Raw genomic sequence first — 17,000 nt, forward strand, 5'->3', positions numbered from 1 at the left:
AACGCTCGATGAGGTGAAGGTAATCGAGCTTTAAGCTAACTTACTTACTTGCTAATTCGTGTGTCACTTCATCAATGCCAACTTGGCTGATGCGCTGTAAAACTTCTTTTTGCTTCGCGCTTAACAGTGAAATGCCTTCAGCAACGATATCGTATACTTTCCACTGCTTATCTTTGCCTTGGCGTAATTTAAAGTGCAAATCGATGGCTGGCGCATTGTCATCAACAATTTGCGTTTTAACTGTTGCATAACCATCGTCGATTAGCTGTGATTGATCAAAAATAACTTTTTGGCCTGTGTATTTCATTAGTGCGCCGGCATAAGTTACTGTTAAGTAATGCTCAACCGCAGCAATAAAATCAACAGCTTGGTCACGGCGTAGGCCTTTAATGTGCTTACCTAAAAGCTTATACGATACAAACTTAATATCCATGTGCGGCAATAAGCGTTTTTCTACAATGTTCGCCATTGCTTCTGAGCTGGCATCGCCTTTTGCATTTACATTTGCGATATCAACAAATAAATCTGCTGTGACTGATTCTAATAGTTGCTTAGGCGAGCGGTCTTCGCTGGCAAAAGCAGATGCAGTAAAAAGTGCTGCAATTAGCAAAAATGAGTTAACTAGTTTGGTCATCGTATTCACCTCTCAACGAAAATTTTCGCTAATATACCGATATTAAATCCATAAAAAAAGAAACAATCCGACACCGTTTTAATGCCAATTAAGCACCAATCGATTTTTCCCATAGTTTTCAGTTAATTGCTAAAAAATATGAGAATGTGCACAGCTTCTGTGTTTTTACGCACATTGAAAAGTTCTTACCCCCGCCCTTATCTACTTGCTCACAGTCATAATGAGAAGTACCGAGATGAAACTAAAACACCCACTAAAAGCACTTATGTTAGGTGTAGCCGCCCTACTAGCAACACCGACTTATGCTGCTTCAAACCATGGCTATGCCGTTGATTACATTCAAGGTGAAGGGGATGTAAAAGGCTTAAAGCTGGCCTACCAGTATCATATACCCAATGAAAAGCTGCCCTTTCAACACGCCCGTTTGTACTTCGAGTCTAGTTTTAATATTTGGCAGTATGGCAAAGACAACAAACATCAAACGAATATCGTGTTAGCTATGTCTCCGGTGATCCAATACCCTGTATTTAATGTGAAAAACATGCCTGTTTATGTAGAGTTTGGGATTGGCGTTTCACTGTTGGATGACACCCATTTTGCAGGTAAAAACGTTAGTACTCACTATCAGTTTGAGGATAGGTTGGGCCTAGTTGCAGACTTAGGTGACGACTCAACCTTAGCTCTTAGGTATTTACATTACTCAAATGCGGGGTTCAAAAGCCCTAACCCTGGCCTTGATTTTATTTCACTGTCTTATGCAAGACGATTTTAAGTGCTACTATATCGCTGTGTTTATCGGCAGGATTTCAAGATGGAAACTTGGCAAATTATAGCCATTGTTGTTGCCGTATTTGGTGTAGTAATTGGTAACCTTATGTTGCTAAAACATGCAGCAAAAATGGACTTCAAAGTGCCTAAAAGCGATGATAATGAAGATAAAAAAAGCCCTGATAAATAATCAGGGCTTTTTTATTTAAGGCTTCAGCTTAGTTTACACTAACCAATGTGCCATTAAGACAATCACCGGTAATGTTACTAAGGTTCTTAAAATAAAGATAAAGAACAATTCAATAATATTAACTGGGATTTTGCTACCTAAAAGCAGTGCACCTACTTCCGACATATAAATCAATTGCGTCACACTCATTGCAGCAACGATAAAGCGTGTTACATCACTTTCGATACTACCAGCGGCAAGAATCGACGGAATAAACATATCAGCAAAGCCAACCATAATTGTTTGTGCGGCAGCTTCAGCTTCTGGGACTTGCAATAGCTCTAAGAATGGTACAAACGGTTTGCCCATATATTCAAAAATTGGCGTATATTCAGCAATAATCAAGGCAAATGTGCCTACAGCCATAACCACAGGTAATACTGCAAATACCATATCAAATGCGTTATGTAAGCCTTCTTTTACTGTACCAGCAAAGCCTGGTGCAGTGCGTGCTTTAGCAAGTGCCACATCAAGTGAATGAGAAACTAATGTTTTACCTTCAGGCACTGATTCTGCGTCTTTATCAGGCTCTGTTCCATCTACATAGAGGTCTTTTTTAAAGCGTAGCGGTGGTAAACGAGGCACAATTAGCGCTGCGGCTAAACCTGCTAAACACACTGTTAAGTAAAACGGTGCGAAAAGGTGCTCAAGCTTCACTTGGCCAATCACAACTAAACAAAAGGTAATTGATACAGCTGAGAAAGTCGTACCAATAATAGCCGCTTCGCGTTGTGTATAATGTTTGTCTTCATACTGACGAGCGGTCATCAAAATACCCACACTGCCGTCACCTAACCATGATGCCACACAGTTAACCGCACTTCGCCCTGGCACACCAAAAAGTGGGCGCATAACTTTAGTTAATAAGGTACCAACTAGCTCTAACAAGCCGAAGTTTAATAATAATGGTAATAGTAAGCCCGCTAAAACAAACACAGAAAACAATACTGGCAACAAGTCGTTTAAAACCAGTGCACCGGTATTACCGGAAATAATCATTTCTGGCCCTTGTTTGGTGTAGGTCAAAACGATAAACACCATACCCAGTAATCGAACACTCAGCCAAAGCCAACTAACATCAAATAAATGTTTAATTATAAAGAACTTAAGTAATGGCTGCGGTTTAAACAACTTTATCACTAAAGATAAAATACCGGTGATACAAACAATGCTGGTAATTAAACCCAGTGCAAATGGACCAATCCATTCTTGCACTGCTTTTGCCATAACAGCAATCGGAATGGTCATTGCTTCACCTATGGGTACCGGCGTCATAAACAAGAAGACACCTATAAGTGAAGGAACGAAAAAGGTAAACAAGGTTCGCAAGTCACTGCGATTTGCTGTGTTTAAGTTAGACATATTTTCAACCTGTAAAAACCACAAAAAGAGCGGCTAAGCTCTTTTTGTGGTGGTTTTAACTTTTTTAATTATTAAATATTGATACCGCGCTGACGCAGTGCATTTTCTAATGCTTGCTGGAGGTCATTCATTGTACCAGGCTCTAATGTCGAACCTTCAGAGTCCATCCAAGTTAAACTTGTGCCGCCATCATTGGTGCGGCTAACAAGAATTTGGTATTGGCCATCTTCAATTGGAAGTTCAGATAATTCTTCGCCCCAAATTGAATCCCATACGCTTGACTCAGGCTTTTTGTAATCAGCCGTGATCAAACCACGCTCTTGGTCAATCTCTACGATAGTGAAAGATAAGCGTTCTAAGAAACCTGAGAAACGATCAAACACCATGTTGTAATCTTGCTCTGTAACCAGTGCCGCATTACCTTTGTTATCAAAGCCCATTTCTAATGAAATAATGCCTTGTTGTTTACGCATATCAACTTCAAGTTGACGGTAACGGTAATCAAACTCTGCGATCACTTGGTTTAACGCACGAACTTCAAGCTGTTGCTGTAGTAATGGTGTTAACGGTACTGAGTCACTTTTATAATCAGCAAGCTTAGAGGTTAACGAAGCTGTACGCTGATGCGACTTTTCTTCAATTGTGAAGATAAAGCGCTGTTGAGATACTTCAGTTTCAGTTTCCCAGAACCAACCTTCTTCAGGTTTAATAATGGCATACCAACCTGTTTCAATTGAATTAGAGGCTTTGTCCTCTTTTAAAGCGGCGGTATTTTTTTCAGCTAGAACCGCTTTAATAGAGTCCCAGATAAATACATCTAAATCTTCGATACCATCGTTTTTATCAAAATAAACACGTGCTTCTGTGTCACCTTCTTCAACCCAAGTGCCTTGAGCAATGGTAATTACTTGCGCTGGCGGGCGATAGTTTTTAGCTTCAGGATTGTTGTCGTATTGCGCAACATCCATTTTATAAGTTGGATCTTGAGCTGGTTGCGCTAATCCTGCTGGAGCTTTCACCGCTTCGTTAGCACGATAATTGCGTTTGTGGTGCGCTTCATCGGTAAAAACACCGCACCCTGTTAAACTTACCATTACGCTTACAGCAAGCGCCTTTGAGATCCAATACTGCACAGATATTTCTCCTTAGCAAACCCTTAATTTTTTTAACAAATATATGAGTGGGTAATGCCGATTTGGTTCACTGTAAAATCACTTTTAACTTTACATTTATTGTTTTTATGCAAAAAACCCGAATAGATTGGGCTAGCGTAACGTATTTGATTGCTTATCGCCTTGCAAAATTTTAACTATGGTACTTTCTGATGCCCCTAAAAACAAGAAAGAGCGCACTTTATTCACGGCTTAATTAATCGCCGCTATCGTTAACGGAGCAAATTATGTTAAACTTCGCCGCCGTGCGGTATTAAACTCACGTGAAATCAAAGCTTATTTAAGCTTATATCCATTGGTATTGTTATTTACTAGGTATTTAAAATTCCATGACTGCTTTTACAAATCATCAGATAGTGCTCACTGCGATTGGCGAAGATAGACCCGGTATCGTTAGCGAATTAACTCAGTTAGTGAGTGATTGCCATTGCAATATAATTGACAGTCGCATTGCTATTTTGGGCAACGAATTTACCTTTATCATGCTATTAGCAGGTGATATGTCGGCAATTAGCCGTATTGAACATACATTGCCAACTAAAGGTATGGAGCTTGGTCTTTTAACCATGATGAAACGCACAGCAAGTCATGTTGCATGTGAATTTTGTGCCGGTTACACCCTCGAATACACAGGTATTGATACACCAGGAACATTAAGTAAAGTTACGCGCTTTTTTGCTGATAACAACATCAGCATTTGTTCACTTAAGTCAGACACTTACGATGAAGATGACGAGCTTAAAATGCGCTGCGAACTAGAGTTTAATATTCCTGTTGAAGTCGATATTGATAACTTTAAAGTGAGCTTTGAAGATCTTTCTCGTAGTTTGAACGTAGATTATATTTTCAGACGCATTCGCTAAGGAGCAAAGCATGAAAACAATTAATCCATTACAAGCAGGCGATACAGCCCCTGCTTTTAGCTTACAAAATCAGAATGACGAAACTATCGTGCTAGCTGATCTTTTAAAAGAGCAGCAAGTACTGGTTTATTTCTACCCTAAAGCGTCAACACCAGGTTGTACTGTACAAGCAGAGAACTTACGTGATGAAAAAGCTGAGCTTGCTAAATTAAATACGCGTGTTGTGGGGATCAGCCCAGATCCAATCAAGCGTTTAAAGAACTTTGAAACCAAAAAAGAGCTTAACTTTGATTTACTAGCCGACGAAGATCACGCAATTGCTGATGCTTTTGGTATTTGGGGTTACAAGAAGTTTATGGGTAAAGAATACGAAGGAATTCATCGTATTAGCTTCCTTGTAGGCCAAGACGGCAAAATCAAACATGTGTTTGATAAGTTCAAAACCAAAGACCATCATCAGGTGGTGTTGGACTATTTAGCGCAGAGTTGATAGTTACGAGTTACGAGTTACGAGTTACGAGTTACGAGTTACGAGTTACGAGTTACGAGTTACGAGAACATAGTAAAAAAGCGTTGCCATGGTGCAACGCTTTTTTGTTTTTAACTGGAAATACTAAACCCCGTGTCTACTTTATAGGGGTCAAATCAGACGGCTGACGGCTAAACCCTAGCTAATTCCTAAATACTTATGTACTTGAACCGATAAGCGCCAGTTCTTTGCAATACAAGTTTCAATGGCAAGTTTGGTTGCTGAGGTCTTTTGGCTAATTGGTTGCAGATACACTAAACGTGGATTCACACCCGTTTTTAAGAATAAATCTTCGAGCTCTTCCACATGCTTTTGCATTGCCACTGGGTGTTTAATTTCATCAGCGCGTTGCATAGCACTGCGTAATACTTTATAGCCACCACGCATATTAATTTTTGGTGATACAGTCACCCATGTCTGCTCAGGGACTAAAACTTCAAATGTACCGCTAGTTTCAATTTGAGTCGAATAGCCATTTGCGTGTAATAATTCACACACTGGATTTAGGTCATACATGCAAGGCTCACCACCAGTGATCACCACATGCTTTGCGTTGTAGCCACGCTCTATAAATAGCGCTAACACTTGCTCCGCAGTTGCTTCTGCCCAATGATCTGAGTCTGCTTTTTTCTCAACGGTGTCATCAAGTGACACTTTATACACATTATCAACGTCCCATGTTTGTTTTGTATCACACCAAGCACAACCCACAGGGCAGCCTTGTAAACGTAAAAAGATTGAAGGTGTACCCGTAAAACTCGCTTCACCTTGAATTGTTTCAAACACTTCGTTAATTTTGTACAAAAGACATCTCACTTACGACGCAACGGTATAAAATACATACCATCAAAAAAACCAAAAACACGCGCAAAAATTGTTATTTAGGCCCGAGCCGTGTAGTATATCGCGCCCTGAAGTAAACCTCTATCAAAAGTAAGAGCAAAACAGATATGACGCAAAAAGTAGTTGTGATTTATTCCGGCGGTATGGACTCATTTACCGTATTAAATAAAGCCCTGCAACAAGGCCACGAAGTATATGCCCTGTCTTTCGACTACGGCCAGCGTCATGTTAAAGAGCTTAAAGTAGCTGCTCAAGTATGTGAAAACTTAGGTGTTTCTCACAAGATTGTTGATATTTCAGCGATCAACCAGTTGATTGGTGGCTCATCACTAACTGATGATATCGAAGTACCAGAAGGTCACTACGAAGAAGAAAGCATGAAAAGCACAATTGTGCCTAACCGCAACATGATTTTACTATCACTTGCTGTAGGTTATGCGGTGTCTTTAAAAGCTAGTAAAGTTTATTACGGTGCCCATTCAGGCGATCACGCTATTTACCCGGACTGTCGCCCTGAGTTCGTACAAAAAATGGATGATGTTTGCCGTATTGCCAATTACGACGCTGTTGAAATTTTCAGCCCATACTTAAACAATACCAAAATCGACATTTTGACAGACGGTTTAAAAATGGGTCTTGATTACAGCCAAACATGGACCTGTTACAACGGCCGCGATAAAGCCTGTGGTAAATGTGGCGCCTGCCAAGAGCGCTTAGAAGCCTTTGCTTTAAATAACGTTACTGACCCTATCGAATACGAATAACCTTTTTTAAAATTGGGCAGATTAAGTTTAAAAGGCGAGTTTAACTCGCCTTTTTTGATTGTGTTTGTTGAATCAGATTTAACAGTTCTGCTGTGGCAGTTGCATCGGCTAACGCTCTATGATGATTCGTTAAATTCAATTCAAAATGTGCCGCTAAGTTCCCGAGCGAATATGACTTAAGCTTTGGAAATGCCTTGCGTGATTCAACTACGGTACATAGCTTTGGCATTTTAAAGCCCTGCCCAAGTGCAGCGTATTCTTTGCGAATAAAGCTGTAATCAAAATTTACATTATGGGCAACAAACACACTGCCTTTTAATAGTGAGCGCAGTGTATCTGCAACCTCTTCAAAGCGTGGTGCATCACGTACCATAGCGGCGTTTATCCCCGTCAACTTGGTGATAAAAGCAGGTATACTGCGCTCGGGATTGATTAAGCTCGCCCATTGCTTGATTACTTCGCCCGCTTGTAACTGCACAACCGCAATTTCGGTAATTTTATTATTACCTTGTACGCCGCCGGTGGTTTCTATATCCACCACACTATAAATACGATTCGGATCATTAAACCAATTTACCGCAACGATATTCACTGCAAAGCCATGCTGTTTTAACACTTCAATGCTGACAAGTTGATTACGTCTTAGTTTGTCACCAGGGGCTTTCACTTCTTCAAAGGTGAGCTTATCCCCTTTAAGCACCATCAAGTCTGGGTAGCCATCTTTGAGCTGCTTAAAGGTTTTTGTCATTTGCAATAAATGCGCTTTTAAATTTGCAAGCGGGCTGTGTTTTATTAATACCTCTAGCGGCTCTAACATATCGCTGTGCCAGATAAACATAGCGTTAGGCGCTTCATAAAACTGCCCTACGTTTTTGCAAACATATTTATATAAGGCTTCATTGCTAGTGAATTTGGCAAGCTTTTGCTCAATTTGTGTTTGTTGCTCTGTGTAAAAACAATCAGCCAGCAACACCTTTGGATAAAGATCAAATTCATTACACGGCGGGTGCGGGGTCTCTATAAAGAGTTCTTGCCAAAACGTTAAGGTGAAGAAGCTCAACCAAAGATTATTCTCGGTAAAAAATACCGTATTACCAAGCTGTTGATAATGCTCACACACCCCTTGCTCTACATCGCCACGATAAATGTCATCAACCTCTAATTGATGCTCTGTATCGATGAGCATTTGTGTTAGGCGTGAGCGTTGTTGCTTATTATATTTACGCTGTAAAAAATCCTCTGCAAAATACAAAATGCCATCATCAAGTGGGTCTTGAATAACTTGCTCAAGCTTTTGTTCCACCCAGCTTTTTTCACCTTGTTTGTAACGCTGGCGAATTGCCAGCTCTTGCGCTTCACTGCTCCCTTCACAGTGCTCAAGTAATTCAAATGCAAACGCTAAATCATGATCTTTTAGCTGCTTATATAAGCGGATCAGTAATTTGTTTTTGATACTCTGGGCTAATTCATCTTCGCAGCTAATGGCTAAAAGCGCTTGGGCTAAGTTTTGATACTGTGATTCTGACTCGCATTCTTTGAACTGCATTCGCAGCTTATTTAATCGGTAATGCGTTTGTGCTTCGGCTAGTGTTTGAAAACGCGATATGCTCTCACTAACATCACCACGTACTTTTGCTATTCCCAAATCACGCATCACAAAACGATTTTGATGATTGATATCACCGCCACTTAGTCGGCCGCTATGTAAAAACTCAAAGTATTCATAAAACTGACTGCGGCTATTGACCACGAACTGACTTAACAACGACTCTAATTCACTGTGGTTGCGATCAATATGCTCTTTACACAGTTGGGTCAAGCGCTGTTTACTGGCTGACTTTTTGTAATCAGGATAAGTCGCCATTAACTCATCATTCGCTAATAAGGTTAACAGGGTTGGTTTGGTTAAATGCTCAAGTAATAGATCTAATTCGTCGCTGTTAGGATGTGCCACCAGCCCTTGCTGTTTTAGCTTAAAAATAGCACCGTGCAGATTAGGGATCTCTTCATAATTTAATGATGACAACGCGATGATTTTTGGCTTTCGAGAATAAATACGCAGCAAAGTACATAAACTTTGCTCATCAAGCTGAAGGAGTTTTTCAAGAAATAACTGCTGCTCTTCAAAAAGCAGATGCATGCACTGAGCTTGAATAAATTCAGCAAGCTCAAAGAAGTGACTTAAATAATATTTTGCTGGTAGTTGTGTTTTCATAGCCAAACCCGACACTGTATATAAATACAGTATCAGGTATTAGCTAATTGATTTCAATGTTTGCGGTTATTTAACTTTTAAAATACCCACAATTGCGCAAATTGCGCCCCCGACCATACCGAGCCAAGCTTCAATTGGTGTATCACCACTAAACGTGCGGCTAATTTGCGCACTTGCAGAGTCATACACGTTATATCCCCATACGGCTAGCGCCACACCAATAACGATTAAAGCAATACCTATAATTTTTCCCATCGTGTTGTTCCTTATTGTTATTAATTTCTTTTTGATAACCTCAGTGTTGCACACATATTAAACGCCTGCAAAGCCTTAAGAAATAATCAAACTAAAGGTTATGTTTTGCCCACTTAACGACACCTGAAGTTCAGCGTCAATTGCTTTACTTAACGCTTTGGCAATAGATAAGCCTAACCCAAAGTTATCATTAGAGGTTCTGGCACTGTCTTTTTGCCAGAGTGGATCAAATAACTGGCTTATATCGTCTTCTGTTAAGGGTACTTGTAACTCATTCATAACAGAGAATTGCAACTTATTCTCTTTATTCAGTAGCGTGCTTATAGTTACAACGCTCTTATCAGGGCTATATTGCTTGGCGTTATTTACAAGGTTGGTGATGATTGATTCAAGGGCAAATAAATTACTGACAATGGCAGGAATATCATCTTGAAACTCAAACTTAATTCGCTCTAAATCATGTTTTTCTAAGGTACGTAAAATAACCTGATTTAAATCGCATGCATCTTGCTTAGGCAGTGCTTCATCACTGTACTTATGCAGTAGTAATAAGTTCGACACAATGCTCTTTAAACGCTGGCTGATTTTTAGCACTTCGGGTTTAAAGTCTGCCTCAAACTCTTTTTCATTTGGGAACCGAATAGCCACTTCAGCCATATTAATAAGCTCAGCAATCGGCGTTTTTAACTCATGAGCAATATCTGAGGTTAAGCGTTTTTCACGAAAATAAAGCTGGCGGTTTTCTTGTATAAAAGCATTTAAGCTATCAACAATGGGTTGCAGCTCTTTAACAGGCTCTTTTATTGTTATCACGGCATTTTTATCAGCGATACTGAGCCGGCTCATATCCCGGTTTAGTTTATTCAGCGGCGCTAAAGAGCTGTCGACCGATTTACGCACAAATAGACGAATAAATACGATTACTGACACAGTAGAAACAACAAAAATAACGTCGATGAGCCATAAAACAAAGTCAACTTCTTCTGATGAAGCCGCATAAGCTAAGGTTATGGGTTGTTGCAAAGAGGTGTTAACGCCCTCAATAAAGTCTTCATCATCGTCTAGGTCTAAAGGCGGTATAAAGCGAGTATAAATAACCCGGCCATTGCGACCATCAGGTAACTCAGTATTGATGATTTTTGTCTCGCCAAGCTTTATTTTCTCTAGAGGTAGATTCTTTTGTGAGAAAAGATGCAAGCTTTCTGAACGCGCAAAAACCCCAGACTGCGACCAAATTTGAAAATACTCAGTTTCTATACTGCCAGAAAACTCAGGCATGAATTGCCCTGAAAAATCAAAATCAATTTCTTCTTCGTCAATATCAATCAATGACATAAGCATGCCGGCTTTTGATTTCAAGCCACGATTAAATTCGTTATCAATCCAACTATCAACGGCGATATCGGTAGCAACTAAAATACTCAGCACTAGCCCAGTTATAGTAATCGATAATGTGGTTACTAACTTACTGCGAATTGATTTCATTATTTTCCTTGAATGATATAACCAAAACCACGCTTAGTTTGAATAGGTAACTCGCTACCTGCTGCCCTCACCTTTTTACGCGCCGATGATAAATGTGCTTCAATGGAGTTTTTTGAAACTAAGTCATATTGCCCAGCAATATAGGTACTTAACTTTTCAGCTGTGATCACTTTATTTTGATTACTAAACAAGCACTCAACTATTTTATATTCGTTAGGGGTTAAATCGATAACGGTGTCGTTAACTTGCAAAAGTTTTAATTGTAAGTTTAAAGCCAAGATATCAATGCGGATCACATCACTGATTGTTTTCAGGCCGCCGCGACGCATTAAATTTAACAACCTTGCATGCAGCTCATCAAACGAAAACGGTTTGGTCAGGTAATCATCGGCCCCGGTGAGTAGCCCTTTCACTCTATCTTCTGGTTCTTGCTTGGCAGATAAAATAAGCACTCGCACGTCGAGCTGTTTTGCTCTTATGGTTTGTAATAACGTAATGCCATCAATACTGGGTAACATAATGTCGAGTATGATTAATTCGTACTCACCTGTCATTGCCATACTCAACCCTTCAGCGCCATCGCCGGTTTCATCAATAGTAAAACCAAGATTCTCAAGGCCAATTCGTAGACTACGTCTTAATGACACCGAATCTTCTATAATCAACAATTTCATATGTTACTCATTTAGGTGAAAACCGCTTTAGCGTCACCAGCTTACGCTTTGAATCTTAAGGTTCACTTAAGATTTACTGAAGTTTTTCTAGTTTAGAAAATATTAAGATTACCATAAGGATTTCTTAAGTTTCGATTCCTAGTATTGCCGTAGTTTCGATTAAGTAAGTACGACTATGACAACAAAACTCTCTGTTTTAAAACCTTTGTTCCGTTTTTCATTAATTTCAATGTCAGTATTTATACTGTCGAGAATTGTCTTGCTTGTATGGCAACAACAAAGGTTAGCTGATGGCGATAGCCTAGCCGTTTTATTGGGCGGCTTAAGAGTCGACTTAAGCAGCTTAGGCTACTTGTCAGCCTTGGCTGTTTTAATGTTACTCTTTGATGTACTTTTGCGCAGCAAAACCGCTTTATTTCAGCATGTTTTTACTTTTTATAGCAGCATAGTTGTGGCTTTAATCGTGGTTGTAGAGGCTTCGACTCCCGCGTTTATTACCCAGTACGATGTGCGGCCAAATCGTTTATTTGTCGAATACCTAGACTACCCTCAAGAAGTCTTTTCTATGCTATTACATGGCCACCTATTTGCCATGATAAGCACCTTAATTATTGCAACGCTTAGTTGTGTGTTTGCGTATCGTTTTATAAGTGCAGCATTTAGCAAGCAGCAAAATGCTAAAACGGTTAGCCAAATGGTGATACTCGTTACGACTTTATTAGTTTGCTTAATTAGCGCAAGAGGCACTGTAAGCCATCGCCCGTTAAACCCTGCATTAGTGTACTTTTCAAGTGACTCACTAGTTAACTCCTTGGCCCTTAATTCAACTTACAGTGTTGCATTTGCGATTAAGAATATGGGTAATGAAAAAAATGCCAGTAGTTTATACGGTACCATGCCACGTGATGAGATTTTACAAACAGTAAAGCAAGCAGCCTATAAACAGCAGTTTATCACTGAGAGTATTCCTACCCTTGCAAACAACACACCTTTTAACACAGGCAAACAAAAGAATTTAGTGATCATTTTAGAAGAAAGCTTAGGCGCACGCTTTGTTGGTGAACTAAGTGGCATTGGTGTGACTCCTGAACTAGATAAGCTTTATCAACAAGGCTGGGGGTTTGATAACTTATACGCCACTGGCACACGCTCAGTTCGCGGTATCGAAGCGGTAACAACCGGGTTTACCCCTTCTCCTTCTCGCTCGGTGGTCAAACTTTCTAAATCTCAGCGTAACTTTTTCTCACTTGCTGATGTATTAAGCCGCGCAGGCTATACCACCCAGTTTATTTATGGCGGTGAAAGTCATTTCGATAATATGAAAAGCTTTTTCTTAGGGAATGGCTTTAGCAATATTGTCGATATTAATGACATGCAAAACCCTGAGTTTATCTCATCTTGGGGAGCAAGCGACGAAGACTTGTTCAATCAAGCTGATATAGAGCTAAGTGAGCTAAATAAATCAGGCAAACCATTTTTCAGCCTTGTGTTTACCTCAAGTAACCACGACCCATTCGATATTCCAGAGGGTAAAGTAACACTGCCTGAAGGCCACGACCCAGAAAACTACAAACGCGATCTAGCAATCAAGTATGCAGACTATGCACTCGGTAAATTCATCGCAAAAGCAAAAACGCAAGATTACTGGCAAGACACCGTCTTTTTAGTGGTTGCGGATCATGATGTACGCGTGTTTGGTTCAGAGCCTGTGCCGCTTAAATCTTTCCACATCCCAGCTGTGATCCTAAATAGTGATATGGATGCAAAGCGCGATACTCGCTTAGTCAGCCAAATTGATTTACCTGTTACTTTATTGTCGTTATTAGGTGTTGAGCAAGCAACCCCCATGCTTGGTTATGATTTAACCCAACAATACCCTGTTGAGCGCGCCATGATGCAGTACTACGACAACTTTGCTTACGTAGAAAATGGTGAAGCCGTGATCCTGATGCCAAACCAAAAAGTGAGCTATTGGCGCTATGACCCTACAAGTAAAACGCAAGTTGCCATCGATAACACAGATAGCAGCGTTGAACTTGCCAAAAAAGCCTTAGCACACGTCTTATTTAGCAATTTAGCTTATACCGAACAGCTGTATCGCTTACCAAATAAATCGTAGCGATGAGGAATGATTATGAGCATGCAAATTAAACAACTCCTTACTAAAAAATGGCACGTTAGCTACAGCCAATTTGTCTGGCTGGTGTCGTTGTACTTAGTTATTGCATTTAATGGCCTGTTTTTATTTAACATGCTTGAAGCAGCCAGCAAACCTGAACATATCAATTGGTTATTTATAGCAAGCGTACCGTTTTTATTATTAGCACTGACGGCAATGGTGTTGAGTTGGTTATCGCTAATCACCTTTGTTAAACCCGTGCTTTTAACAAGCGTCGTGGTTTCATCGTTGTTGTTTTATGCAACCTTAAATTACGGTGTTATCTTTGATAAAAGCATGCTGCAAAATATCTTAGAGACACATTCAGGTGAGGCGTTTTCATACCTTAATGTACAAGTTATCGCTTTTATTACTGCGCTAGGCGTACTGCCTGCTTACTTGTTTTCTCGCTTTAAAATTGTCGGAAATTTTCGTGTTCGTCTTAAAAGCTTTGCGCTTCTTAACGTTACAGCGTTTATTGCTGTAGCTGTTATTGCCGTTCCTTTTTATAAAGATTACGCCTCTGTAGGGCGTAATAATCGTCAATTAACCAGCTACATTACCCCCTTTGCATTTTACACTGCGGGTTATAAGTACCTGCGCGATAATTATTTTTATCCACCTTTACCTTTTAAAGTCTTAGATAAAACACCGCACCTATTAGCTAAGCAACAAAGTTCACTGACGATTATGGTGGTAGGTGAAACAGCGCGTGCAGCAAACTTTTCACTGCAAGGTTACGACAAGCCGACTAATCAATATACCCCTAAACTTGGCGTTAAATATTTCACTGATGTTAGTTCATGTGGCACCGCAACGGCCATTTCTGTGCCTTGTATGTTCTCGCGCTTAGATCGCAATCACTATGATTCACGCATCGCGCAAAGCCAAGAAAATGCCCTAGATATCATTCAACGAAGTGGTGTAGAAGTAACGTGGATTGATAACAATAGCAGCTGTAAAGGGGTTTGCGTGCGGGTAAACTCAAAAACAGTAGAACCAACAAAGAGCAACCCACTTTGTGACGGACGCTATTGCTTTGATGAAGTACTGGTTGAAGAGTTAGCTGCAAAGCTTGCCAAAAGTCATGCGAAACACCAACTAGTGGTGTTACATATGATTGGTTCACATGGCCCAACCTACTATCGCCGCTATCCAGAAAAAGACAGTAAATTTTTGCCTGATTGCCCACGTAGCGATATCCAAAACTGTAGCAGTGAGCAACTTACCAATACCTATGATAATACCATTGCTTATACCGACCTAGTGCTCAGTAAACTTATTAATTTACTGCAAAACAGTCAGGCGGATGACAAAGCCCTACTGTATGTTTCTGATCACGGTGAATCACTAGGTGAAAAAGGTTTGTACTTACATGGCTTCCCGTATGCGTTAGCGCCTAAAGAGCAAACCCAAGTGCCTATGCTGTTTTGGAGTAATAAACTCGCCGATACCCGCTTTAATCAATGTATCGAACAGCAGCGTAACCATGCTTTTTCGCACGATAACATTTTTGACACCCTACTTGGCTTAACCCATGTACAAAGCACTGAATATCACCCAGAGCAAGATATCTTTAATGCTTGCTGAACACAAAGCTAACGAAATAGAGGTTTCATTCTATGCAATTTGACAGCACTAATAAACCCATTGGTATTAAACGTATTCGCCTTGCATTCAAAAACTCCCAACGAGCATTCACGTGGTTAGCAAAGCATGAGTCTGCTTTTAAACAAGAGCTGATACTGTTGGTGCTTGCCATAGCAGTGGTTTTTGTATGGCAGATTAGCCTGTATGAGAAAATTATGCTGCTTGTATCAGTGCTATTTGTGATGTTTGCTGAAGTCGTCAATACGGCAATTGAAGCCGCCATAGACCGAATAGGCCTTGAAATTCATCCATTATCAGGCCTAGCTAAAGACTTAGGATCCGCAGCCGTACTGATTGCTCTAACGATTTGTGCATTGGTATGGGGCGGCGTGTTTGTTAATAACCTAAGCTAACTCGCTTTTTTATCATCTGGGGTGTCATTACAAAGTGCACAATCACGGCCTTTTGATGAATGATATAAACGGGTTGCGATAAAAATGGCCGTTGCAATAAATGACCAAAGTAGCGCAAAGCCTAATGCACTCATTGTCTCGTGACCTTTTAGAATTTCCACCATAAATAACAAAATTGCCACCAGCGTAAAAACTTTAGTGGTTCTTAATATCCAAAATTTTGTACCCACAACTTACTCCTTTATACGAGGCTCCTTAGAAAGGATAAGTGTAGTTCAAAATAATGAAAACGCCTTAAAAATTTAAAGCAGGCTCAGACAATATCTGTACATTATTTTTAAATACCTCTAAAAGCCCTGTTGGTGAGTGCTCAGTACCAAGCACGGTAACATGACAGACATAACGATAACCGTTGTTAGTAAAGGTATAAAAATGATTGCCCCCACTGCCATCAAAACTTAACGTACCGCCGGTGATCACAAGGCTTGGCTCATCTTGCATAGATTGCTCAATACCCCATGCTGCATAACGGTACTGATTATCAGCCAGTTCATCGATACGAATTAAATGCTGTTTTGTTTGCCACGTTAATATTGGCTTTGTAAATTCACGGAGGCTTTTATGTAATGCTTGTTTTTGTTCGTCAATCAGTGCTTCGCGTCGTGCTTTTTCTGCCTCTGATTCATAAGGCACAGCCCAAATAGAGCCATCAAAGTCTAACCACAATTTGCCTGAATCAAACATGATGCCGCGCCAACCCATCATTTCCCAATCATGGCGAACGTTTGAGTTCACGATTTTTTCGACAAACTCTTTATCAAAAACTTGCTCAAAGTTCTCTATAAGCATTTGCTCATTTTCAATTGCTTGCAGCGGCTCTTTACGCTGCAGGGGATAATGCACTCGCTTGGCAATGGCAGCTTTATCACCTGCCTTAAATGCCGCAACCACAGGTTTGACAATTTTTATGTGTTTTGTTGCGGCAAAACTACTGAATGCCATCAACAAAATGAATAGATAAACGCTGTGCTTTAAAAATTTCATCA

At 40.2% G+C, this 17,000-nt stretch carries 18 protein-coding genes; 8 read left to right on the forward strand and 10 right to left on the reverse strand.

Annotated elements, in window-relative coordinates:
• Window positions 1–40: 40 nt before the first annotated feature.
• A complete protein-coding gene (locus AUR67_RS17705) occupies window positions 41–634 on the reverse strand; it encodes a phospholipid-binding protein MlaC (RefSeq protein WP_058586241.1) in 594 nt (197 codons plus the stop codon).
• A gap of 235 nt (window positions 635–869) precedes the next feature.
• On the opposite strand from AUR67_RS17705, the gene AUR67_RS17710 reads away from it, so the two are divergent.
• Window positions 870–1,406, forward strand: a complete 537-nt coding sequence (locus AUR67_RS17710; protein ID WP_058586242.1) for an acyloxyacyl hydrolase — start codon at window positions 870–872, stop codon at window positions 1,404–1,406.
• Window positions 1,407–1,445: 39 nt separating this feature from the next.
• Window positions 1,446–1,592, forward strand: a complete 147-nt coding sequence (locus tag AUR67_RS20960) for a DUF2897 family protein (protein WP_082665667.1) — start codon at window positions 1,446–1,448, stop codon at window positions 1,590–1,592.
• A 33-nt stretch (window positions 1,593–1,625) separates the two neighbouring features.
• Here AUR67_RS20960 and AUR67_RS17715 read toward each other — a convergent pair whose 3' ends face one another.
• Both AUR67_RS17715 and bamC read right to left on the reverse strand, forming a co-directional pair.
• Window positions 1,626–2,993: a YjiH family protein gene (locus tag AUR67_RS17715; protein WP_054563596.1), complete on the reverse strand. Its 1,368-nt coding sequence runs from the start codon at window positions 2,991–2,993 to the stop codon at window positions 1,626–1,628.
• Between the two features lie 71 nt (window positions 2,994–3,064).
• The gene (bamC, locus tag AUR67_RS17720) at window positions 3,065–4,126 is read right to left on the reverse strand and encodes an outer membrane protein assembly factor BamC (protein ID WP_058586243.1); all 1,062 of its coding nucleotides are present in this window, start codon (window positions 4,124–4,126) and stop codon (window positions 3,065–3,067) included.
• Window positions 4,127–4,494: 368 nt separating this feature from the next.
• On the opposite strand from bamC, the gene AUR67_RS17725 reads away from it, so the two are divergent.
• Window positions 4,495–5,028: a glycine cleavage system protein R gene (locus AUR67_RS17725; protein WP_054553746.1), complete on the forward strand. Its 534-nt coding sequence runs from the start codon at window positions 4,495–4,497 to the stop codon at window positions 5,026–5,028.
• Window positions 5,029–5,038: 10 nt separating this feature from the next.
• Window positions 5,039–5,518, forward strand: coding sequence for a thioredoxin-dependent thiol peroxidase (gene bcp, locus AUR67_RS17730; protein ID WP_058586244.1), 480 nt, complete (start codon window positions 5,039–5,041; stop codon window positions 5,516–5,518).
• 177 nt (window positions 5,519–5,695) lie between these two features.
• On the opposite strand, the gene queE is transcribed toward bcp, so the two are convergent.
• Complete coding sequence (gene queE / locus AUR67_RS17735; RefSeq protein WP_058586245.1) at window positions 5,696–6,361, reverse strand: 7-carboxy-7-deazaguanine synthase QueE; 666 nt, start codon at window positions 6,359–6,361, stop codon at window positions 5,696–5,698.
• A gap of 122 nt (window positions 6,362–6,483) precedes the next feature.
• On the opposite strand from queE, the gene queC reads away from it, so the two are divergent.
• Window positions 6,484–7,164, forward strand: a complete 681-nt coding sequence (gene queC, locus AUR67_RS17740) for a 7-cyano-7-deazaguanine synthase QueC (RefSeq protein ID WP_228074481.1) — start codon at window positions 6,484–6,486, stop codon at window positions 7,162–7,164.
• A gap of 40 nt (window positions 7,165–7,204) precedes the next feature.
• Here the strand turns inward: queC and AUR67_RS17745 are convergent, their stop codons facing one another.
• The 4 genes from AUR67_RS17745 to AUR67_RS17760 form a co-directional block, all read right to left on the reverse strand.
• Window positions 7,205–9,379 carry an exonuclease domain-containing protein gene (locus AUR67_RS17745; RefSeq protein WP_058586247.1) on the reverse strand — a complete coding sequence of 725 codons (2,175 nt, stop codon included), beginning with the start codon at window positions 9,377–9,379 and terminating at the stop codon, window positions 7,205–7,207.
• 66 nt (window positions 9,380–9,445) lie between these two features.
• Complete coding sequence (locus tag AUR67_RS17750) at window positions 9,446–9,634, reverse strand: DUF3185 family protein (RefSeq protein ID WP_054553751.1); 189 nt, start codon at window positions 9,632–9,634, stop codon at window positions 9,446–9,448.
• 75 nt (window positions 9,635–9,709) lie between these two features.
• The gene (locus AUR67_RS17755) at window positions 9,710–11,119 is read right to left on the reverse strand and encodes a sensor histidine kinase (protein ID WP_058586248.1); all 1,410 of its coding nucleotides are present in this window, start codon (window positions 11,117–11,119) and stop codon (window positions 9,710–9,712) included.
• Window positions 11,119–11,793: a response regulator transcription factor gene (locus AUR67_RS17760; RefSeq protein WP_058586249.1), complete on the reverse strand. Its 675-nt coding sequence runs from the start codon at window positions 11,791–11,793 to the stop codon at window positions 11,119–11,121. The genes AUR67_RS17755 and AUR67_RS17760 overlap by 1 nt, the downstream gene beginning before the upstream one ends.
• Before the next feature lie 175 nt (window positions 11,794–11,968).
• On the opposite strand from AUR67_RS17760, the gene AUR67_RS17765 reads away from it, so the two are divergent.
• Genes AUR67_RS17765 through AUR67_RS17775 form a run of 3 tightly spaced genes read left to right on the forward strand, consistent with a single transcriptional unit; the run spans window position 11,969 to window position 15,954 of the window.
• Entirely contained in the window at window positions 11,969–13,912 is a 1,944-nt protein-coding gene (locus AUR67_RS17765; RefSeq protein ID WP_082665668.1) for an LTA synthase family protein, read from the forward strand.
• A gap of 15 nt (window positions 13,913–13,927) precedes the next feature.
• The gene (locus AUR67_RS17770; RefSeq protein ID WP_058586250.1) at window positions 13,928–15,541 is read left to right on the forward strand and encodes a phosphoethanolamine transferase; all 1,614 of its coding nucleotides are present in this window, start codon (window positions 13,928–13,930) and stop codon (window positions 15,539–15,541) included.
• A gap of 32 nt (window positions 15,542–15,573) precedes the next feature.
• Window positions 15,574–15,954 (forward strand): diacylglycerol kinase, encoded by a 381-nt coding sequence (locus AUR67_RS17775; RefSeq protein WP_058586251.1) that lies wholly within the window; start codon window positions 15,574–15,576, stop codon window positions 15,952–15,954.
• Here AUR67_RS17775 and AUR67_RS17780 read toward each other — a convergent pair.
• Together AUR67_RS17780 and AUR67_RS17785 are read right to left on the reverse strand one after the other, a co-directional pair.
• Window positions 15,951–16,184, reverse strand: a complete 234-nt coding sequence (locus AUR67_RS17780) for a hypothetical protein (protein ID WP_058586252.1) — start codon at window positions 16,182–16,184, stop codon at window positions 15,951–15,953. The two genes, AUR67_RS17775 and AUR67_RS17780, sit on opposite strands and share 4 nt — an antisense overlap.
• A gap of 64 nt (window positions 16,185–16,248) precedes the next feature.
• Window positions 16,249–16,998, reverse strand: coding sequence for a hypothetical protein (locus tag AUR67_RS17785; RefSeq protein WP_058586253.1), 750 nt, complete (start codon window positions 16,996–16,998; stop codon window positions 16,249–16,251).
• Window positions 16,999–17,000: the final 2 nt, after the last annotated feature.

The organism is Pseudoalteromonas sp. XI10, from assembly GCF_001469895.1.
Lineage (GTDB): Bacteria > Pseudomonadota > Gammaproteobacteria > Enterobacterales > Alteromonadaceae > Pseudoalteromonas.